We start from the raw sequence: 20592 nt of genomic DNA on the forward strand, positions 1-20592 counted from the left end.
GAATTAGACTTTTGGAAAAGGGAGCAATTATCCACATTAAAAAACCACATGGAGTAGATACTCATATGTGGTTCGATATTAAATTAAATTTATCCATACAATATGTCTCATGGTGTCTAATGATTAAACTATTGCAAAGTATAATTTATAGATGGAGTCCATTTGGTAGCATCATACTCATAGTTACCATTTTGGTTGACGATAAAATAGATGGAATCTCCCTTTGTCACATTAATATTCAGGTTCGCCGTCACTCCAATAGCATCTTCGCCTTTTATACTCTGCCAACCTGTTGAGGGCCAAATTTGGGTACTGTTTTTCATGATTTTCACGCGAACCCCGTCCCCTTGCAAGTTAACCGGGTGTTTGGCAACTCTTCCTGCGATGCGTATCGAACCCGTTTGAGGTGCAACCCATTTAAGCACAGCATCATTACCTTCTGGATGCATCCAATCCTTGCTGACGATGTTCCAGTTTTGTTCCCCTCTCCATCTTAATTCAGCCGGGTCCCATGTCATGTCCTTGTATTGGACTCCGTCCCATAGCTGGTAGTACCAGTTGTTCTCTCCTTGTTTGGAACCGAAGGCTGTCTGTAATTCAAAATACGGTTCTCCAGAATTCTTAGATACTAGATTCCCATTGTTATCGTAGAAGTAGCGTTCCGTGTCTCCGGTCAATTCACTTTTTTGTCCCAATCTACCATTAGCATCATAATAGTAGAAGGTAGCCGCAGACGCAGAATTCAAAATAGTGAAAGAAAGCATTAAGAGAACAATTGTGAAAACAAATGGATTTGCAGATAAAAATTTACGCATTAGACTCCTCGATTCTTAGGTTAAAATAGATACTCTTGTATTATTTAGATTTATTGATCCCGAACTCGCTCAGTTGAAAATAAAATCCTCCGTTATCATCGGTACCCAGTTTGGTCGCATATACACGTACATACCGTGCCAAGATGGGAGCATCGAAGGTGAATGTCTTAATATTCCCATTGTTAACATAGCCGGTGTAAGACTGTCCCTTTACGTCTGTCCAAACTTTACCGTCTACGCTGCTTTGTATTTTAAAATCGACCGGAAATCCCAATGTTGCTCTTGGAATCAGTTGAATGCCAGCAATTTTTTGGAGCATACCGGAATCTACAGCTATCCACTCTGTACTTGTTGACGGATAGCGTGCAATACTTGACCACATGGTTGAAGTGTCTTGGTCTACCACTCTAGATGCGGACCAGCCACTTATTGCAGAAGAAGCTGCTACAGTTGACAAATTGACCTTAATCTCAGCAAGCTGAAAATAGTATCCTCCATTATCATCCGTCCCAAGTTTGGTTGCATAAATTCTCACATAGCGGTCAATAACAGGGGCATCAAAGTTAAAGGATTGAACAGATCCATTGTTAATATATCCTGTGTAGGACTGCCCCGGGATATCTGTCCAAGACTTAGCATCGCTACTGCTCTGTATTTTAAAGTCAACAGGAAATCCCAATGTTGCCCTTGGATATAACTGAACTCCTCCTATCATCTGTATGCTCCCAGAATCTAAGACGATCCATTCTGTACTCTCAGCCGGATATCGCGCTATGCTTGACCAGGTTGTTGTAGCATTCTGATCGACCAATCTGGACGCAGGCCACCCATTTATTGCAGAAGACACTGCTACAGTTGACAAATTGACCTTAATCTCAGCAAGCTGAAAATAGTATACTCCATTGTCATCTGTACCAAGCTTTGTAGCATATACCCTTACATAGCGGTCAATAACAGGGGCATCAAAGTTAAAGAATTGAACAGATCCATTGTTAATATATCCTGTGTAGGACTGTCCCGGGATATCTGTCCAAGACTTAGCATCGCTACTGCTCTGTATTTTAAAGTCAACAGGAAATCCCAATGTTCCTCTTGGATATAACTGAACTCCTCCTATCATCTGAGTACTCCCAGAATCAAAAATGATCCACTCTGTACTCTCAGCTGGATAACGAGCTACACTTGACCAGTTTGTTGTAGCATTCTGATCCACCAGTCTGGACGCAGGCCAGCCGCCAGTTGTGGATGAAGTCGCAACGGTAGAAGGGATAATCTTAATTTCAGCAAGTTGAAAATACAATTGTCCGTTATCGTCCTTCCCCAACTTTGTGGCATATACTCTTATGTATCTTGCAATTACCGGTGCTTCAAACTGAAAAGAATGCGTTGAACCATTATTAACAAAGTTGTTATAGCTCTGACCAGGAATATCTGTCCAAGCCACTGCATCGTCACTAGACTGTATTTTAAAGTTAACCGGAAAAGACAGCTTCCCCCTTGGAGTTAATTCGACCCCGCCTACAATACCACTTGTGCCTAGGTCAGCAGCTACCCATTCCATATCGTCTTCGTTACCTCTATTTACACTTGACCATACCGTTGCTGCATTGTTGTCCCTTAGTTTGTAAGGCTCCCAGCCCTCTATACTAGAAGAAGTGAAAACAGTGTATCCTGTAGAAGCAATCTTTCGTTTGAGATTCCCGTTACGGTCATATACATAATAGAAACTATTGTTGTTTGAATCTATTGTGTAATCTAGTCTGCTACCCCCAGAATCATAATGATAGAATGTCGTGTAAAATTGATTATTTCTTTTCCACTTTCAGCAAATTCCCGTTCTTATCATATGTATATTGGATTGTTGATCCGTCCGGCAGAGTAGTACGCAGAAGTTGGCCTGCTGCATTATACTCATACTGAATTTGATTAGGATCCGTACTGACTGCAACACGAACAAAACCTGCTTCCCTGCCGCTTCCCTTAATGATCAAGTCCCCTCTTCCGTCGCCGCTCACATCGCTGAACCATAGATCATTACTATCAATCATTCTACTCCCAGAGTTCCAGGTCCAGTATGGATAGCCACTTCCAGTACTCAGGGAGGCGTACAACCAGCCATCGTTATAACCCACATTTTTCCCTACCGATATCATATCGGCCTTACCATCTCCATTAATATCTGTGAACCACATGGTTCCGCTGTCGTCGATCATTCGTTTGCCACTGTTCCAGGTCCAGTACGCATAGCCTGTTCCATTACTCAATGACACGAACACATATCCAGCATTGGCTGTTCCGGGCTGACCTTTGGATATCATATCGGCTTTGCCGTCTCCATTCACATCTGCAAACCACTGAACATCGTTGTCATTAACCATCCGTGATGCAGATGTCCAGGTCCATGGATTATAACCGCTGCCGGTGCTTAAAGAGACATACATCTGACCAGCATTGGTTGCGCCCGGCTGCCCTTTTGTGATCAAATCAGCCTTACCATCCCCATTCACATCTGCAAACCATGCTGTATCTAGAGAATTGAGCATTTTGATTGAGGACGTCCAGGTCCAAGGCTGATAGCCTGCTCCTGTGCTTAAGGATACGTATATTCGCCCCTCGTTCCAGGCCCCCGCCTGTCCAACTGAAATTAAATCTGCTCTGCCATCCCCGTTCACATCCTCAAGCCACATTGGACTGTGATCATCAAACATACGTACACCAGAGTTCCAGGTCCAAGGCTGGTAGCCATTCCCTGTACTCAAAGAAACGTAGATGACACCGGCATTCCAGGCCCTTGGTTCACCTTTTGTGATAAGATCAGCCTTACCATCCCCATTCACATCAGCGAACCACATCGAACTATTGTCGTCGATCATACGGGAACCGGAATTCCACGTCCAAGGCTGAAACCCCTTTCCGGTGCTTAAGGCAACGTATACAACTCCAGCATTCCAGGCTCCTGCTTCGCCCTTGGAGATTAGATCCTTCTTCCCGTCCCCGTTAACATCCTCAAACCACATCTGACTATTGTCATCGATCATTCGGCTAGTTGTGCTCCAGCTCCATGGGACGTAGCCGATATGCTTATTCAGATTGGAGGCTCCAGCTGCGGAAGTATTTGTACTGATAATAAATGAACAAAGTATAGTGCTGACCAGAAATAGTGTTTTGTGTTTTTTGAAGTACATGTTAGTTTTAAGCCCTCTCTTTAATTGAATGACTTCCTCACTCATCATAATTTACCGCCCCGCACATTTAAACGGTTGTATTTCGTCGAAATACAACTTATATTGTCGATTGCGTACTGTTTTAGTCACATTATCAGAATGGAGACTTCTATAATTTACAGAGATTGCCGAAAAGGCTATAATCCTCTAAGAATTTGATTTAGGGGATAAAAAGAAATGCGTGTAATCGTAAATAAATGTTGTTTGTCCACTTAGCATCCTGTACAGCAGACAACAGCCCGGACCAGCGCCGCACCCATACCAAAACAAAAACCCCGCAGCAGACATCACATCTGCTGCGGGGTTCTCTCCATACAAGTCACTCCAGCCTACTCCGTCTTCCCCCGAAGCAAAGCAATCGCTGCCAGCAGGAAGGAGACCAGGGAGATGCCGAGGGTAATGTAGAGCATCGGCGAGGTGCCGGTGCTGGTGCCTTCCTTCTCCACAATGGCCTGATGCTCGTCCATGGTCATGGTGCCGCTGCCGGACTTGTCTGCGGCACCGTGGCCGTGGCCGCCGCCGGCGCTACCGGAGGCTTCAGCGATGGCGGTGATGGAATGCGGGGATTCTGAGCCGGGTTCGCCGGACCATTGCACGAGGCTGCCATCGGCATAGTGCTGATAGGCATCCCAGGCAATATCGCCTGCAGAGTCCGGGTTCTTGGCTGTGAAGTAGAAGCGCTGGAACTGTCCGGCCTGGATGCCGCCGTCCTTGGCAATCCAGCTTACTTTATTCCCGTCCACTGTTACCTCCCAGCCGGGAGTGGCTTCGTATTGCTTAAATTCCGCGCCTGCCGGAATCCGCAGATCTACCTGGACGGTGGCGCTTTCTTTTTCAGACGGTACTTTCAGGGTATACGTCTCCCAGGCCCCCGTGCTGGACTGTGCAGGACTAACGGTTACGTGGGCGCTCGCCACAGCTGCGAACAACAGTAGTGCGGCGGCTGCCGGTGCGGCCAATGCGGCTATTTTGCGAAACATTCTATTCAATGGAATCTCCCCTTCTCTCTTGTGTATGCCTATCTCTTCCCCGGAAAATCCCGCTCCCGTGAAGCCAGCCCCTGCTCCAGGGCGTATCTTGTGAGCTGCGTACGATTCTGAAGCTGAAGCTTCTGCAGAATGTTCTTCAGGTGATTCTTGACCGTATGCTCGGAGATCCCGAGGGTGGCGGCAATCTCCTTATTGGTGGACCCGGAGGATACACAGCCCAGTATCTCCTTCTCCCGCGCCGTTAATGCCTCCCGCTCCTCCTTGACGGAGGTGAGCGCGAACTCCTTCAGGATCTGGAACGCCAGCTCCCGGCTCAGCGGCACCTCTTCGCTCACAATCGCCAGCAGATATTCGATCCAGGTAGACGGGGCCAGGTTCTTCAGGAGATACCCCTGCGCCCCCTGCTTAAGCGCTTCGAACAGATAAGAGATCTCATCCGACACGGTGACGATGACAATCCGGACATACGGATATTCCAGCTTAATGCGCCGCGTGGTCTCCAGACCGTCCATTCCCGGCATCTCGATATCGATCAGGATCAGGTCCGGCATCCATTGCCCGGTCCAGACGATCGCCTCCGCTCCGCTGGCCACCGCACCGATCACTTCAAACCGTTCATCCAGTCCCACAATCTCGGTCATCGCTTCACGTGCATGCGCATGGTCATCGACGATCAGCACCCGGCAGCGTTCCATCCTGCGCACCCCCTTTTACAATTTCTACAGTGGTTCCGTCCGCTCCTGAGTGAAGCCTAAGCGCCCAGCCCATACTGCGGCACCGTTCTCTCATAATCTGCAGGCCATAGCTGCCGCTCACCGCAAAAGGATCATCATGCTCAATCCCCGCACCGTCATCTGCAACGGTTACACGCCAGCCGTGCTCATTCCCTTGACCTGATACGGATACCCTGCCTGCACGTGTGTGCTTACGCACGTTGATTATCGCTTCGCGAATGCAGGATAAGAGCTCTGCCTGTTCGGCCGGTGTCAGCGCCTGCTCTTCCAGATGCCAATCCAGGGATACCTCGATCATGACTTCTCCGGCTATGGCCGCCAGCTGCTCATGGATAGAACGCTCCAGCGAAAAGCTCTCCGCGCCGCTCACCGGCACCTTCAGATTGGCAATAGCCTGACGTACATAACGGTTAACCTCGTGAACGGTCTTCTTGATCTGATCCACACTGTCCGCGCTGATACCGCCGTCCTTACGGCTGTGCTCCAGCCGGTCGATCCGCACAGAGAGCAGGAACAGGGACTGGGCCATGCCGTCATGCAGCTCTTTTGCCAGCGCCTCCCGTGCTTCCATCGCTCCGGTGGCCGCCCGCTCCTGCTCCAGCTCCCGCTGATTGCGCTCCATGAGGCGAAAGAGCGGCAGCAGCAGAATAATACTGCACAGAAATACCAATACAGGTGTTAAGAAGTTGCCTGTGTCCATGGAGATATACGGCATCAGGAACTGATGTCTCACCCATTCCCAGATGCCGACCATGACCGTTGGAATCAGCAGGATTAGCACTTTAATTCGGGTATACGTCACAGTTCCCTCCCTAATTTCTGTTCGTTATTTTACCATTTCCGGGTGACCGGCGGCATGACTCTTTAGGGCTATGCCCGTCCGCATTTGTTACAGAATTAAGTATTTAAAAGTTAAATCGTCCCCTCGATAGCTCCCATCTTCCTATCATAACAGTTAGCGAAACCATATCCGATAGGTTACACTAGGAGTGACATGCAATCAAGTATACATTCATGCTGACACTATAGGAGAGATAATGAAATGAAACGGATTACGATTCTAATCGCCGACGATGATCCCGAGATTGCCGATCTGATCGGACTGCATTTGGAAAAAGAAGGCTACCACCCCATAAAGGTTACAAACGGCCCGGCGGCGGTGCAGGTCATCCAGTCCAGGCATATCGACCTGGCGATTCTGGATATTATGATGCCCGGGCTAGACGGGTATGAAGTGACCCGGCAGATCCGGGAGCAGCATGGGCTGCCGATTATTTTTGTGAGCGCGAAGACTTCGGATCTCGATAAAATCACCGGTCTTGTCATCGGTGCTGACGATTATATGACCAAGCCCTTCAATCCCATGGAACTGGTCGCCAGAGTGAACGCGCAGCTCAGACGTTCCATGAAGCTTAACCAGCCGGTTACCGAGCAGAAGGCCGTGGTGGAAGCCGGGGGGCTGATCGTTGATCCGGACCGCCGTTCCGTGACCTTGTATGGAAATGCTGTGGAGCTGACGCCGAAGGAATTCGATATCCTGTATTTGCTCGCCAGCTACCCTAAGAAAGTATTCAGCGCCGAGCAGCTTTTTCAGCAAATCTGGGGTGAGGCTTATTATGAAGGCGGGAACACCGTGATGGTCCATATCCGCACCTTGCGCAAAAAGCTGGGCGATGACCAGAGTAAAAATACATGGATCAAAACGATCTGGGGTGTGGGGTACACGTTCAATGGCTAAACTTGTCCGCAGCTTCCGCTTCAAAATGATATCACTGCTGGTACTCAGCATGATTTGCTCCGGCGCTATTACCTTTGTACTCTACAAAAGCCTGCAAATGTATTATACCTCTCAGGTGAAGTATGAAGACAAGCTGACCCGCTTCCGTTATCTGATTGCCGATTTCGGCGACCTGAATTTCTTCCTGATCTTCTTCATCCCGCTGGCGCTGCTGTTCTTCTTCCTGTTCACCAAGCCGTATGCCCGCTATTTCAAAGAAATCTCGCACCATATCCGCCTGCTGGCTAACGGGGATTTCAAAAGCCGGATTCAAATCCATTCTAACGATGAATTCGAGGATATTGCCGCCGATCTTAACCAGGCCAAAGACAAACTCGAAGAAGCGGTGGAACGCGGGGACTTCGCGGAGAACAGCAAGGACAAGCTGGTGCTGAATCTGGCTCATGATCTGCGGACTCCGCTGACCTCTGTACTCGGCTACCTGGATCTGGTGCTGAAGGACGGAGAATTAACCGCCGAACAAGTTAAACATTACACCACGATTGCCTACACCAAATCACAGCGGCTGGAAAAGCTGATCGATGAGCTGTTCGAGATTACCCGGATGAACTACGGCATGCTTACCGTGGAGCAGCGCCCCCTTGATCTGAGCGAGCTGCTGGTCCAGCTGATCGAGGAATTGTATCCTCTATTGGAGAACAACGGGCTGACGGCCCGGATTGAGGTCACTCCGCAGCTCAAAATTACCGGGGACGGGGAACTACTGGCCCGGGTGTTCGAGAACCTGCTGACCAATGCGGTGCGTTACGGCAAAGACGGCCGTTATGTCGATATCCGCTGCTACCCGGAGGGTGAGCAGGTCGTTGTCCAGGTCATCAACTATGGAGACAGGATTCCTGAGGAGGACCTGCCTTTTCTATTCGATATGTTCTATACGGGCGACCGGGCGCGAACCCATCAGGAAGGCAGTACCGGGCTGGGATTGTTCATTGCCAAAAATATCGTCGAGCAGCATCAGGGGACGATCTCCGTACAGAGTGACACGATCCGCACGCTCTTCGAGGTCCGTCTGCCGGGTCTGATCCACTAGTCTGCTCCAGCTATAGCCGAAGTGTTGCCGTCCTTTTAGAAGGACGGTTTTTTTTGCATGTACATTTCAAGCTGGAACACTTTAAGCGGAGACGTTTTAAGAAAAACTTTATCTTTCCCCCACTTCTATTTAAACACACTCCTCTATGCTTAAGTCATTGAAACAAGGAGGAAGAGAACATGAAGAAATGGTTATTGGTAATTGTGATTGCCTTACTGGTCGGTTATGAGTGGATGTCCAGAGATCAAGAGGATGCTAAGGAAGACCTGAATATTAAGACGGTACAAGTCTCTACAGATAAAGGTTCGAAGAATCTGACAGTGATCCCGAAGGGCCAGATCTATCAGGGGAACCTGCTCCTGGTCAACAAGGATTATCCCGTTCAGCCCTCGGGTGTCAGCGCGGATATTGTAAGGCTAGCCGATTATGAAGAGCTGACTTCCGGCTACGTGCTGCTTGATCACAAAACGCTGCTCTCCAAGCAAGTGGCAGAGAAATTCACCAAGATGGTACACGCCGCAGCCGGGGAGGACATCAACAGCTTCCTGATCAGCAGCGGCTACCGGGACAATGAGAAGCAGAAGCAGTTATATGAGGAAAAAGGAGCAGATTACGCTCTTCCGCCCGGATACAGCGAGCATAACCTGGGCTTGTCGCTTGACATCGGCTCCTCCCAAATGGCCATGAGCCATGCCCCTGAAGGGCAATGGCTGCGGGACAATGCATGGGATTACGGCTTCATTCTACGCTATCCTGAGGATAAAACAGATATCACCGGCATCAAGTATGAGCCCTGGCATTTCCGGTATGTAGGACTTCCGCACAGTGTGATTATGCGCGACAAGAACTTTACGCTGGAAGAATACCTTGAATTCCTTAAGGAGCAGAAGTCGATCGCCACTACCGTTAACGGCGTCGAATATCAGATTTCCTATATCGAAGTTAACGGGAACACTCCAGTTCCCACCCCTGACGCCCAGCACATTGAATTCTCTGGCGACAATATGAACGGTGTGATTATGACGGTATATCCTTAATGACTAAGCCATATAACATTACAATCTACAGAAAGCGGTGATCTGAAATGAATCAGGCACACAAGCGGACAAAATACGGTTTGCAGGTACTGTTTACCGTCTACGTATATATTCTGTTCAAAATTATTTTGTTCAAATTCGGTTCGATGGATCTCCCATTTCTATGGCAGCAGCTTCAACACAGCCCGGACCATGTTGCCGCCAGTCTGAGAAGCGGAAATCTGGTCCCGCTGGCCACCTTATCCAATACCTATCACCATCTCAGCACAAGCACTGTCGTTAATTTCCTGGGGAATATCGCCTTATTCATTCCTTATGGCATCTTCCTGGTGCTGTTATCTCCGAATGGAAAAGGCAGCGGCTCCTTCACCGGAGTCCTGCTGTGGTCCTTCGCGTTAAGCGCGGTGCTGGAATGCTCACAAGCCGTCTTCTATATTGGAACGTTTGATGTAGATGATCTTCTGCTGAATACATTCGGCGGGATGTTGGGATATCTGCTGATTCGCCCCATCATGATGATGTATATGACAGGCAGACAAGGCTCCTCCGTCACCCAGAAGTGACGGGGAGCCTTGCTTTCCGTTCGCCCTGCTCACAAGGGAGAGGTATAGCGGCCATATTCGATCGCAAGCTCTGTGAAGCCATTGCCTTCCTGCTTCAGGAAAAAGCTGTTCACACCCTCCGCTCCCCACCAGTTCAGCCCCAGCAGCAATCCGTCTGCTGTATGTGCCGCGAACAGCAGGGAGAACATCTGCGGGTTCACCTCACCGCCGTCATCGACACGCCAGACTGAATATTCATTATCTGTAATCTCAGCAGGATAGTCCTTGAAGCTGAGCTTCCCGTCTTCCTCCAGTACAAGGCTAAACAACATCTCCTTATCTTGTCTTACGAACTGCACCAGATAGAGCTGTCTGTCCGGACCCAGCCCGGCCAGCTTCCAGGCGGACTGGATCTTCCGGCCTTTGGCAGCTGCTACACTCTTGCGAAGCGGATCACCGGCTGCAAGCTGCGGGCCTGCCGGATCGGCGGGCTGAAGCTCCAGCAAGGCTGCCTGCGGAAAGACCGCAGAATCAACCAGATAATAGGTCTCATCCCGCATTGCTGTGTCACCCTCTACCTTGAATAGATAACCGGACATATTCGGAATATTATTCGCCAGCTCACGTCCGTTGTTGTTCTCGTTACCCGTCTGCCATTTCTCCAGCTTCACAGCCAGCACCTGGCCCCCGTTCCCGATGGCAGTGTTCAGGGACTTCAACTGCTCCCCGGCTCCCTCCTCTTCCCTGGAGACGATAATATGACTCCCGGTCTCACTGGCGAATCCGAAGACCGGCTGGAGCTTGGCAGGGTCGAGCAAGGCAGCCGGGGCCGGAGAAGCCGTAGCTGACGCCGAAGCAGTCGGGACCGCACTTGGCGGGCTATCCGTCTGCATTACGGCTGGCGATGGACTGGCGAAAGACGGCCCGTCCGTAGCTGCTGCACTGCTGGCAGCGTCATTGCTATTCGTCCGGGCACACCCGGTCAGGCTAGAAACTATGGCTGCTGTAAGAATAAGACTTCCAGCCGCTGTTACCCCGTGCCGGAAACTGCGCTTCGCTTGATTCATAACGGACCTCCAGTATAATTTAGTCGAAAATTCCCATGCTGAGGTAACGTTCCCCGGTATCGGGCGCGATACATAACACCCGCTTGCCCCGACCCAGGTGCCGTGCCTCCTGCAAGGCTGTCCAGACTGCGGCTCCGCCGGAAGGTCCGAGCAGAATTCCCTCGGTACGGGCCAGTTCTCTTACCATCTCCAAGGCATCCTCATCGGATACCTGCACGATCTCATCGTAAATGGCGGTATTCAGAATCGCCGGCACGAAGCCGGGGCTGGTCCCCACCAGCTTATGCGGCCCGGGCTGGCCGCCGGACAGCACCGGCGAACCCTGCGGCTCCACAACAACCACACGCAGCTCTGGCAGTCGCGCGCGCAACGCCTCGCCGGTTCCGGTGATGGTGCCGCCTGTCCCGGAAGTGGCAATGAAGACATCCAGCCGCCCTTCCATCTGCTCCAGGATTTCTGGCGCGGTGGTGGTGCGGTGAATGTCCGGGTTCGCCCGATTCTCGAACTGCTGCGGTATGAAGCTGCCGGGGATCTCCCGTCCCAGCTCCACCGCCTTGGCAATCGCGCCGGGCATCCGCTCCGCCGCCGGAGTCAGCACCACTTCCGCCCCGTAGGCCTTCAGGATATTGATCCGTTCCTTCGTCATATTATCCGGCATGATCAGGATCGCCTTATATCCCTTCGCTGCTGCGTTCATCGCCAGTCCAATCCCGGTATTCCCGCTGGTCGGCTCAATGATTGTCCCGCCCGGCTGCAGGCGTCCGTCCAGCTCCGCCTGGAGGATCAGATTATAGGCCGCCCGGTCCTTGACGCTGCCGCTGGGATTGAACATCTCCAGCTTTACATACAGCTCCGCATCCTCCGGTCCGGTTACCCGGTTCAAGCGCACAACCGGCGTGCCGCCGATCAGCTCCGTAATATTACTTACTACCCGATTCGTCATGGGTGTGCCTCCTTTGTTTCTGTCCTTATCCTATGCACAATATAACACCCATTGTATAGTTACGGGATAGCATTTGTCGATTTTAAGGAATTGCGGCTGCAACACCGGCAATGTTGTACATTGTGCAGGATTTCCAGCCGCCGAGTAGCTCTGGTCCCCGATTGTTGCACATTTTGCATGATTTCCAGCTTCAGAGTAGCTCAGGTCCACGATTGTTGCACATTTTGCAGGATTAATCAGCAGATTGGGAAGTCTGAGTTCATATTGTTGTAATTTGTGCAGGATTTCCGTTTTGGAGGCTATGCAGAGACTAATTTGTTGTAAAAGATGCAGGATTTCCCGTAGCCAGGCGTGGTATGAAAGATAACCTATGTGGTCGAGTAGTCATGCTGCAATCTAAGCCTAAGGACCCCGCAGCGATTTAGCACAAAAAACCGCCTCTCCCGGACACACGGGCGGCGGTTTTTTGTGGTACGCTGCTTCACAGAAGGCGGTGCTTCGTCCCCCCTACGGATTCACCGTTATAGTGAACGTGGAGGTTGTGTTTTTGATCGGCGTTACTGTGTTCAGGATCTTCAGGTTGTTGAAGACTACATTACCCACCGCCGGGCCTTGGCCGGGCTCTGCCGACTCATTCGCCCAGATACCGACACCGGACTTGGCATCGAAGGCATCTCCGCTCTTGAGGGCACCGGAAATGGTAATGTTCGAGAAGATCGTATCGGCCACAGGGAACTGCGGCGATGAGCCGACATAATTGGTCTGGAACATAATCCCGTGATAGGTCGGGTCCACAATATCCACATCACTCACCCGGATGCCCTGGAACACCTTGGAGGCGGAGAACACCCAGATGGCCGGGAAGGTCTGGGAGCCCCAGAAATGTCCGCCTGCCCGGACGACCGAGATATTCTGGAAGTTCGTCGGCGGCGAAGCGCCGAAGCCATTCATCGCATAACCGAAATCAAGCGAGCTGATCGTAATTCCTGAGTAGCAGAGCGTATCCGCGATGTAGATGTTGCGGAAGGTATTGGCATAACCGCCGTATACCGCTACCCCGGCTGCCCGCCAGGTCAGGATCGAGGTCAGATTCTCATAGACGTTATCCTTCATATCCGAGCCGCCGGAATCAATCGCCGAGAACAACGCGAAGCTGTCATCTCCGGTAGCCCGGGCTTCATTATTGGACACGAGATTATTCGTGCTGCCGTTCGTCATGTTGATCCCGTCGGCGAAGGTGTTGCGGATACGGGAGTTGCGGATCACCATATAATCGGTATTGGCCCCCCAGTACATACATACCTGATGTTCAGTCCAGATATTGTCGATCGTTATGTTCGCCACATTGGAGAAGTCGAACACCTTGCCGGGACCGTCAATCCGTGAAGTATAGTTGCCGAAGTAGGCAAACCCCGAGAAGGTCGAGCCATTCGCTGAATCTGTCGCCCGGAAGCCGATGTCTGTATTCGACTGGTTGAGCGGAGCATAGAACCGGGTATACCACGGTCCGGCTCCGATGATCTTCACTGCCTTGCCGTAGACCTGGAATTTATTCGAGGTCTCATAGTTTCCGGCAGGAAGATAGACACCCGCAAGATTACCCGTTGTATCCATACGGACCTTATCCAGCGCATTCTGCACATCCTGATGTGTGAATCCAAGCGGAACGGTATACTTCGCCGGATCAGGATTGGCGATCGGCGATACCTGCTCCAGGCTCACGAAGTCTATCGCATATTGTGAGGTGTTGGCTGCATCCTTCTGCAGCCGGATCGTGCTGCCTGCCGGAATGATACTGTCGAACATGATGTTCGCTTCATCATAGATATGGCGCGGGGAACCGGCGCTTGGCGAATTGCCCGGACTGGTCTCTGAGCCATAGAGCCAGGCATACTTGGAATTCAAGGTGATGGCTTTGTTAAAGACACCATTAACATAAATATTCAGGGTCGCTGTTGTGCCGTCACCGCTGGCCGAGTCGGGAATAGAGAACCGGGTGACCAGGGTATTCGTACTGGCTTTGGTGGTGAATTCGACATAGCTGCCTGTGGTATTCAGCGTAACGGCCCGTCTGCCTGAAGCTTCACCGGCCAGATCACCGATATTCCGGTTCGGTGCCAGCTTGACCGCTCCGCCGCCGATCACTCCATCTTCTGCCTCATACATATCGTAAGGCATATTGGCCCCGCGTCCGATGTAGAGCGGCTGATTCTGGATGTTGTTGGCCCGTTTTACCGCCAGTTCGTTGCCATCCACGGCAATTTCTGTTTTTACATTATATTTACCGTTCACAGCCGTCCAGGTTCCAAGAGCCACAGGAGCGGTAGTACTTCCGGCAGCAATGACACCGTTATAAGTGCCGGTCAACGTTCTGAGGACCGCGCCGGTCGTAGCATCGGACAAGGTCAGCGTGATGTTATGAGCGCCGCCTGCCGAGGAAGCTGATCCCTGATTCTTGATGGCTAACGCGAAGCTGACCACGTTCCCCCCTGCCGGATTGCTTGGAGACCAACTGACCGGAGAGGCGATCAGATCTGAGCTGGATACCGGATTTACTGTAAGGGCAGAAGGATGCGTATAGCTGTTATTGCCTTCATTCAGCTCTACAACATTGCTCATCTCATCTACCTTGGCGCTTACCGTATAGGTTCCGGCATCCTTGGCACCAACACTGAAGGAGACATTGGCCGAAGCTCCTGCGGCCAGGGTATCCACGGGGGCATATCCGGCAAGAACGGTACCGAGATAAAAGCTGACATTGGTAGCTGCGGATGAGGCAGTGCCGCTATTCTTCACTGTAGCGTTCAGTGTCAGAGAATCTGTCTCTACCGGAGCGGAAGGACTCCATGACATCCCGGTCACCGTCAAATCCGGGTTCGCCCCCGGTGTGCCGATGATCTGGAGCTCCGCCACCTGTCCGGCGCTTGATCCGGAGTTCGCTGTGAATTTCAGCTGCAGCTCACTGACGGTTGCTGTGACCGGAATGGTCACTGTGTTGCCGCTGGCCGGATTGAAGGTATACACAGCTGCCGGTACCAGACTGGAGAAGGTGCCTGTCGACTGATTATGCCCCAGGACTTGAATAGTTTGGGTACGGGTTGACCAGGCTGCTGCCGGATTCAGCTTCACAACTACCGAAGTTATATTGGCGTTTGCACCAAGGTTAACAGTCAGCGTATTCGGATAATCTCCCCCTGCTCCTTCCCAATAGGTCGTGACATCTCCATCATTGGCGTTGGCCGGAACAAAGGTGAAGACGGAGGAGGAAGCATTCACAGCTTTGCCGGTCGCCAGGTTCACGCCGGGACCTGTGGTTGGGGTTGCTGTAGGGACTGGTGTAGATGTTGGCACAGGTGTAGTAGTTGGCGTTGGAGCTACAGTTGGTGTGGTAGCCGGCCTTGCAGTTGGCACAACCGTTGGCGCAACTGTCGGCGCTATCGTTGGAACGGGCGTAGGGGCAACCGTTGCCGTTGGTGCCGTTGAAGCTGTCAGTACAAGCTGATCCAGATTCACGTTCCCGGAGTCGGACGCATCATATTTGTAGGCAATGGTGTTATTTCCGGCAGTTAAAGCCACCACCTCAGCCTGCGTGGACCAGTTGTCCCAGCTTGGCAGATTGGCAAGCGAGGTCTGCTTGACCTTCGTGCCGTTCACGTAGATACTCAGCGTCTTCGTACTGCCTGAGGCATTGGCATACCTCAGAGCTGCGCTGTAATTCCCTGCCGCCGGAGCGGTTACCGAGAAGGTTGTGGCTGCTCCCTGAGTCAGGTAGCCATCTACGAAGGCAGCACCGGTATACCCGCTGTGATCGGTATTCGTCTTGGCCCCGCCGGATAAGGCGGCAGCCTCCGCTTCATAAGTTCCGGGTGGAGAGGCCGTGGTGCCGTACACCTCAATCTCCGACAGCTGCGCTGCGGGCCAGCCGGTGTTGCCCGTGAAGTTGATTTTGACATACCGGGCGGTTGCAGCTGTGAAGTTGATGGTGACGGAGTTCGCACTGCCCGGATTGAAGGCATACCCCGCAGACGCCGCCAGATTGCTGTAAGACGCATCATCCGTACTGCCTTGCACAGACAGCGTTTGTGTTCTGGCTTCCCAGCCCGCAGGCAGCTTCAGTACAACCTGATTCACACTGCTGCTGGCACCCAGATCCACCTTGATCCATTGCGGAAAAGCATTGCTGGCACTCTCCCAGTACGTACCCTGGTTACCGTCATTAGCATTCGCTGCTACATACACATCACCGACTGAGCTTGCGTTGATCGTCTTGCCCTGAGCCAGATTGCCTGCCGCCGCTCCCGTTGCCGGAAATAACGCGAGCTGTCCCACACATAACACAAGCATCAGACCGTACATCAGGAATGTCCTTGCTACCGAAGACCTGGTTCTACTGATCATTTGACAACCACCTCCCATAGATTATGGTGCCACCTTCGAGTATGCGCTTTCATAAAACAAATTATGGTAATAATATAAGATAGAGCCTGGCTCAGGTCGATGGCGTATTCTATGAAAAGTATGTGCGTACATACGGAGCGCTCAGGGAGAGAATGGACCTAACTGAAGTCGGCATACCCGCGGACGGCAGATCCTTTTACAATGAATACAACAACAAGCCACAGCGCAGGAGGAATCAGCTATGAATGAAAGTACCAGGCAGGAGCTATTATCCAAAAACGAAAAATTGATCAACATGGTGATCGAGCGGGCCAAACGGGATTATCCAGAGGAGATTGCGGTGATCGGGCTTACGGGCTCTTACAGTACCGGGGATTATCATGAGAAAAGCGATCTGGATCTGATCATCATCAATAATAACAACCAAGGCTGGGGCATCTCGTCCTGCTTCATTCTGGGGGATATCGGTTATGATATCTACTGCACTCCTTGGGAGACCCGGATCGAAGATCAGGCCGCTCTTGAAAGTCCGATGATCTCCTCTCTAATAGATTTGCAGGTGCTCTACTATGCCAAGCCTGAGGATCTGGAGAAGCTTAGAGGCTACCAGCAGCGGGCGCTGGATGCTCTGGCGAAGCCCATGGGACGCGATTCTCTGGAACGGGCGAAGAAATGGATCGATCTGGCGAAGCAGGAATATGCGAATATTTGTCTTGCGGAGGATAAGGGAGCCGTTAGGCTGGCTTCAGCGGAGTTGGTCTACAATCTGGTGAACGCTTTGACGCATATGAACAATACTTATCTGAAAAGAGGGCTGAAAAGATACCTGGAGGACACCGCAGCTTACCGCTACCTCCCTGAGAATTATGAGAAGATCTATATGAATGTGATCTGCGCGATGACGACGGACGAGATCCGAAGTACCTCCGGCATTCTGCTTAAAAGTATCCTTGATCTATACAGCACCCTATATCAGAAATATGTGGAACAGCCTGTTCCTACCTATGATAATCTGGCGGGCACCTATGAGGAATTATGGTGCAACTACCGCAACAAGATCATTGCCAGCGCTGAAAGTAAGGATGCTTCTTACGCCTTCTACGCCGCCATGGGAGCGCAGGGTCTGCTGGATGAAATGACTGAGTCGCGGGGAACACGGAAGTTTGAACTCATGCAGTATTTTGATGCCGCCAATCTGGATCTGTTCAAGGACCAGTTCCTCCTGGCAATGGACGACTATCTGGAGGAATATCACCGGACCGGCCGGCAGCCCCAGCGTTACGATACTTGTGAAGAGCTGTACCGGCAATATATGAACAAGTAACAGATAAGCAAGACCAAGCCCCCTCCCCCTACGCTGAGATAGGGAGAGGGGGCTTGCCTAATTATACATTGAACCGTGCTACCAAACCTTGCAGCCCTTGCGCCAGCATGCTGAGTGCACTGGCAGAAGAGGCGATCTGTTCCACTGAAGCCATCTGCTCTTGCGATGCGGCGGATACTTGCTGTGTACTTGCCGCTGTGGTCTCGGAGATATGCGTAACGGTGCGGATGGAATCTACAATCTCCTCCGTCGCTGCCGTGATTTCTTCTACCGCACCGGATACCTCCTGAACCTGTCCCGCCAGTGAATCAATCGAATAGCGGATAGCGTTGAAAGACTGCCCGGCCTCTTCTATGATACGGGTTCCGCCCTGCACTTCGTTCATACTGTTCTTCATCACCTTCACTGCATGGTCAGCATCCGCCTGGATTCCAGTCGCCATTTCTGCAATCTGATTGGCGGAATCTGCGGACTGTTCGGCCAGCCTGCGCACTTGATCGGCTACCACAGCAAAGCCTCTGCCGTGCTCTCCGGCCCGGGCCGCTTCTATGGTTGCATTCAGTGCCAGCATATTCGTCTCCGAGGCAATCCCCTTGATCACCCCGACAATGCTGCTTATATCCTGTGAACGATTCACGAAGCCCGTCACCTTCTGCGATAACGCCTGAATGGATTCGTTGATCGAATCCATCTGCCGGACGGCAGATTGCAGGGATAGATCCCCGGCCACCGCATAATCTGCAGAACGCTGGGAAGCTTCCGAGATATCCTGTACACTGGCAGCAATCAGCTGAATGCCGTCCGACATTTCAATAATCGTGTTCATGTTAGTCTGCAGGTCATTCATCTGCATGCCCGCACCACTTGCGACCTCACCCATAATTCCGGCGATCTTCTCGGTAGTTCCGGCGGTCATTCCGCTCTCCGAGGTCAGCTTCACTGCAGAAGCCGCCAGACCGTTCGCAGATAGCTTCACCTGGGTAATCATCGATGACAGATTATCGGTCATTTTATTGAAATTCCGGGCCAGCTCACCAATCTCATCCTTCGTCTGCACACTAAGCTTGCGGGTTAGATCGGCATCGCCGCCCACAATCTCCTGGAGCTGCCTGTTGATATCCTTCACCGGCTTCAGTATCCGTGCGGACAATACGAATGCGATCAACAGAGCCAGTACCACGGATAAGCCTGTAACGCCCATGCTGGTAATCATAGAGGAGCTGCGGTGGGTTGCCGCCTGGCTCTGTTCCTTCATGATTTCATCATGCAGCATCGTCTCGAACACCAGCTGTGAATCGATGATAGTCGTAAGGGAGAGGCTTGTGAACGACTTTTGCGCTTGCGGGAAGTTCCCTTCCTTGGCCAAGGCAAAAGCCTGCTTCAGCACTGTCAGATAATTGCCCCACTCTCCCTCCAGATTCTGAATTCCCGCAAGCTCCGCCTCATTCAGGCCGGCTCCCTTAAGCTCTTCGACTGCGGCTGTAATCTCCGGGATCTTGGCTTCATAAGCGGTTAGATTGGCTGTTCTCTCCTCAGTGGTATTACTCATCACATACCTTGCGGCCAGACCGTCCGCCGTCCGGATCTCATCGGTTAATTTCTGTACCATCGAGAGCTTGCTGTAATTGCGGTTGATCTGCTCTGTAAGCATGGTCACTTTACCCTGAAATATAGTACTGCCGGTAATTGCGAGAATGAACACGATAATAACAGCGGCGAAACCAAACATGATTTTGGCCCGGATTCCTCTAAGTCTGCCCAACATGATAACTACCTCCATTCGATATGTAAGCTCTGCTATGTAATCTCTACGTATCGTACTTCATCATTCTTAAATAAATCTGAAATACGCTGCCGAGCGCACAAAGAAACCTCCATCCCTGTCAAAAGCAGAAATGGAGGTTCTATGAACTACTTCCTATCATCCGGTTCAATCGTACAAATTCCCGTTCGCCAGCAATGCCAGACGTTCTTCGTCCCGCACTATCAGTCGGCCGTTCCTGCGTTCAATAATCCCGTCTTCAATCAGGCGGCGCACTACCCGGTTCAGATGCCGGTAGCTGGTGCCGAGCAGATCGGCGGTCTCAGTCAGCGTGGAGGTGCGAATCTCCTCTACGCGCTGGGCGCCGGTGTTGTCCGCGAACAGCGACATCAGGTAGCTGGCGAACCGGTTCTCCACCGGATAGAGAACATTCATGGCTGAGGTCTGGCCGAGCGTGTACATTTTGTGGCTCAGCTCTCCTACCAGGAAGCGCAGCAGCGCTGTATTGTCTTCAATCTCCCGGAGCAGCAGCTTCCTTCCGGCAACAAGCAGCAGGCTGTCCCCTACAGAGACCACCTCATTCTTAACGGGATACTGGCGCAGCAGCTCCACATCCCCGATCACCGACATCGGCCGGGCGAACCGGACCAGCATCGACTTGCCGTTAGGCAGCAGCGTATGAATCTTCAGCTTGCCCTGCATCAGGAAAAACATATGCTCCAGCCGGTCGCCAACCGAGCAGACTGCCTCTCCTCCGCCGTAACGCCGAAGCTCCATCTGGGCAATGGCGCTGCTGCTGAACATGGCTGTGAGACCATTCTGCTCGGTAAGGCTTCGAACCGCCTCCGGATTTATAATCGATTGCATGAGGTTCTTCTCTCCTTGTGTCATTTCTGCTGAAATTACTGTAACACAAGCCTGAGCACAGA

The 20592-nt window shown here is 51.6% G+C and carries 15 protein-coding genes and 1 pseudogene; 5 read left to right on the forward strand and 11 right to left on the reverse strand.

Annotated features, from left to right (window positions below; all coding sequences use genetic code 11):
• Positions 1–128 precede the first annotated feature (128 nt).
• From MKX42_RS20760 to MKX42_RS20785, 6 genes are all read right to left on the reverse strand, one after another.
• Positions 129–815 carry a hypothetical protein gene (locus MKX42_RS20760; RefSeq protein ID WP_340754196.1) on the reverse strand — a complete coding sequence of 229 codons (687 nt, stop codon included), beginning with the start codon at positions 813–815 and terminating at the stop codon, positions 129–131.
• A gap of 40 nt (positions 816–855) precedes the next feature.
• Complete coding sequence (locus MKX42_RS20765; protein WP_340757750.1) at positions 856–2562, reverse strand: discoidin domain-containing protein; 1707 nt, start codon at positions 2560–2562, stop codon at positions 856–858.
• Between the two features lie 58 nt (positions 2563–2620).
• Complete coding sequence (locus MKX42_RS20770) at positions 2621–4048, reverse strand: FG-GAP-like repeat-containing protein (RefSeq protein WP_340754198.1); 1428 nt, start codon at positions 4046–4048, stop codon at positions 2621–2623.
• A gap of 320 nt (positions 4049–4368) precedes the next feature.
• The gene (locus tag MKX42_RS20775) at positions 4369–5019 is read right to left on the reverse strand and encodes a DUF1775 domain-containing protein (RefSeq protein ID WP_340757751.1); all 651 of its coding nucleotides are present in this window, start codon (positions 5017–5019) and stop codon (positions 4369–4371) included.
• A gap of 38 nt (positions 5020–5057) precedes the next feature.
• Positions 5058–5723 (reverse strand): response regulator transcription factor, encoded by a 666-nt coding sequence (locus MKX42_RS20780; RefSeq protein ID WP_340754200.1) that lies wholly within the window; start codon positions 5721–5723, stop codon positions 5058–5060.
• Positions 5692–6564: a sensor histidine kinase gene (locus MKX42_RS20785; protein WP_340754202.1), complete on the reverse strand. Its 873-nt coding sequence runs from the start codon at positions 6562–6564 to the stop codon at positions 5692–5694. Before MKX42_RS20785 ends, MKX42_RS20780 begins: the two co-directional genes overlap by 32 nt.
• A gap of 240 nt (positions 6565–6804) precedes the next feature.
• On the opposite strand from MKX42_RS20785, the gene MKX42_RS20790 reads away from it, so the two are divergent.
• From MKX42_RS20790 to MKX42_RS20805, 4 genes and pseudogenes are all read left to right on the forward strand, one after another.
• Positions 6805–7500 (forward strand): response regulator transcription factor, encoded by a 696-nt coding sequence (locus MKX42_RS20790; protein WP_340754203.1) that lies wholly within the window; start codon positions 6805–6807, stop codon positions 7498–7500.
• The gene (locus MKX42_RS20795; RefSeq protein ID WP_340754204.1) at positions 7493–8590 is read left to right on the forward strand and encodes a sensor histidine kinase; all 1098 of its coding nucleotides are present in this window, start codon (positions 7493–7495) and stop codon (positions 8588–8590) included. Before MKX42_RS20790 ends, MKX42_RS20795 begins: the two co-directional genes overlap by 8 nt.
• 233 nt (positions 8591–8823) lie before the next feature.
• Positions 8824–9474: pseudogene (locus MKX42_RS20800) on the forward strand (M15 family metallopeptidase); the annotation flags it as partial.
• Between the two features lie 200 nt (positions 9475–9674).
• Positions 9675–10190, forward strand: a complete 516-nt coding sequence (locus tag MKX42_RS20805) for a VanZ family protein (protein ID WP_209992249.1) — start codon at positions 9675–9677, stop codon at positions 10188–10190.
• Between the two features lie 29 nt (positions 10191–10219).
• Here the strand turns inward: MKX42_RS20805 and MKX42_RS20810 are convergent, their stop codons facing one another.
• The 3 genes from MKX42_RS20810 to MKX42_RS20820 all read right to left on the reverse strand — a co-directional run bounded on the left by MKX42_RS20810 (position 10220) and on the right by MKX42_RS20820 (position 16577).
• Positions 10220–11236, reverse strand: a complete 1017-nt coding sequence (locus tag MKX42_RS20810; RefSeq protein WP_340754208.1) for a hypothetical protein — start codon at positions 11234–11236, stop codon at positions 10220–10222.
• Positions 11237–11255: 19 nt separating this feature from the next.
• The gene (cysK, locus tag MKX42_RS20815) at positions 11256–12179 is read right to left on the reverse strand and encodes a cysteine synthase A (RefSeq protein ID WP_340754210.1); all 924 of its coding nucleotides are present in this window, start codon (positions 12177–12179) and stop codon (positions 11256–11258) included.
• 507 nt (positions 12180–12686) lie between these two features.
• Positions 12687–16577, reverse strand: a complete 3891-nt coding sequence (locus tag MKX42_RS20820) for a galactose-binding domain-containing protein (protein WP_340754212.1) — start codon at positions 16575–16577, stop codon at positions 12687–12689.
• Between the two features lie 241 nt (positions 16578–16818).
• Between MKX42_RS20820 and MKX42_RS20825 the strand changes: the two genes are divergently transcribed.
• The gene (locus tag MKX42_RS20825) at positions 16819–17901 is read left to right on the forward strand and encodes a nucleotidyltransferase domain-containing protein (protein WP_340754214.1); all 1083 of its coding nucleotides are present in this window, start codon (positions 16819–16821) and stop codon (positions 17899–17901) included.
• Positions 17902–17962: 61 nt separating this feature from the next.
• Here the strand turns inward: MKX42_RS20825 and MKX42_RS20830 are convergent, their stop codons facing one another.
• Together MKX42_RS20830 and MKX42_RS20835 are read right to left on the reverse strand one after the other, a co-directional pair.
• Positions 17963–19666 carry a methyl-accepting chemotaxis protein gene (locus tag MKX42_RS20830; RefSeq protein WP_340754216.1) on the reverse strand — a complete coding sequence of 568 codons (1704 nt, stop codon included), beginning with the start codon at positions 19664–19666 and terminating at the stop codon, positions 17963–17965.
• Between the two features lie 165 nt (positions 19667–19831).
• Complete coding sequence (locus tag MKX42_RS20835; protein WP_339224458.1) at positions 19832–20530, reverse strand: Crp/Fnr family transcriptional regulator; 699 nt, start codon at positions 20528–20530, stop codon at positions 19832–19834.
• Between the last annotated feature and the right edge of the window lie 62 nt (positions 20531–20592).

It is taken from the genome of Paenibacillus sp. FSL R7-0204, assembly GCF_038002225.1.
Classification (GTDB): domain Bacteria; phylum Bacillota; class Bacilli; order Paenibacillales; family Paenibacillaceae; genus Paenibacillus_AQ.

What these genes read in the sequence shown, in the direction of transcription:
- MKX42_RS20760 (WP_340754196.1), bottom strand. Translation starts at nt 815, where the DNA reads ATGCGTAAATTTTTATCTGCAAATCCATTTGTTTTCACAATTGTTCTC.
- MKX42_RS20770 (WP_340754198.1), bottom strand. Translation starts at nt 4,048, where the DNA reads ATGATGAGTGAGGAAGTCATTCAATTAAAGAGAGGGCTTAAAACTAAC.
- MKX42_RS20775 (WP_340757751.1), bottom strand. Translation starts at nt 5,019, where the DNA reads ATGTTTCGCAAAATAGCCGCATTGGCCGCACCGGCAGCCGCCGCACTA.
- MKX42_RS20780 (WP_340754200.1), bottom strand. Translation starts at nt 5,723, where the DNA reads ATGGAACGCTGCCGGGTGCTGATCGTCGATGACCATGCGCATGCACGT.
- MKX42_RS20790 (WP_340754203.1), top strand. Translation starts at nt 6,805, where the DNA reads ATGAAACGGATTACGATTCTAATCGCCGACGATGATCCCGAGATTGCC.
- MKX42_RS20795 (WP_340754204.1), top strand. Translation starts at nt 7,493, where the DNA reads ATGGCTAAACTTGTCCGCAGCTTCCGCTTCAAAATGATATCACTGCTG.
- MKX42_RS20805 (WP_209992249.1), top strand. Translation starts at nt 9,675, where the DNA reads ATGAATCAGGCACACAAGCGGACAAAATACGGTTTGCAGGTACTGTTT.
- MKX42_RS20810 (WP_340754208.1), bottom strand. Translation starts at nt 11,236, where the DNA reads ATGAATCAAGCGAAGCGCAGTTTCCGGCACGGGGTAACAGCGGCTGGA.
- cysK (WP_340754210.1), bottom strand. Translation starts at nt 12,179, where the DNA reads ATGACGAATCGGGTAGTAAGTAATATTACGGAGCTGATCGGCGGCACG.
- MKX42_RS20820 (WP_340754212.1), bottom strand. Translation starts at nt 16,577, where the DNA reads ATGATCAGTAGAACCAGGTCTTCGGTAGCAAGGACATTCCTGATGTAC.
- MKX42_RS20825 (WP_340754214.1), top strand. Translation starts at nt 16,819, where the DNA reads ATGAATGAAAGTACCAGGCAGGAGCTATTATCCAAAAACGAAAAATTG.
- MKX42_RS20830 (WP_340754216.1), bottom strand. Translation starts at nt 19,666, where the DNA reads ATGTTGGGCAGACTTAGAGGAATCCGGGCCAAAATCATGTTTGGTTTC.
- MKX42_RS20835 (WP_339224458.1), bottom strand. Translation starts at nt 20,530, where the DNA reads ATGCAATCGATTATAAATCCGGAGGCGGTTCGAAGCCTTACCGAGCAG.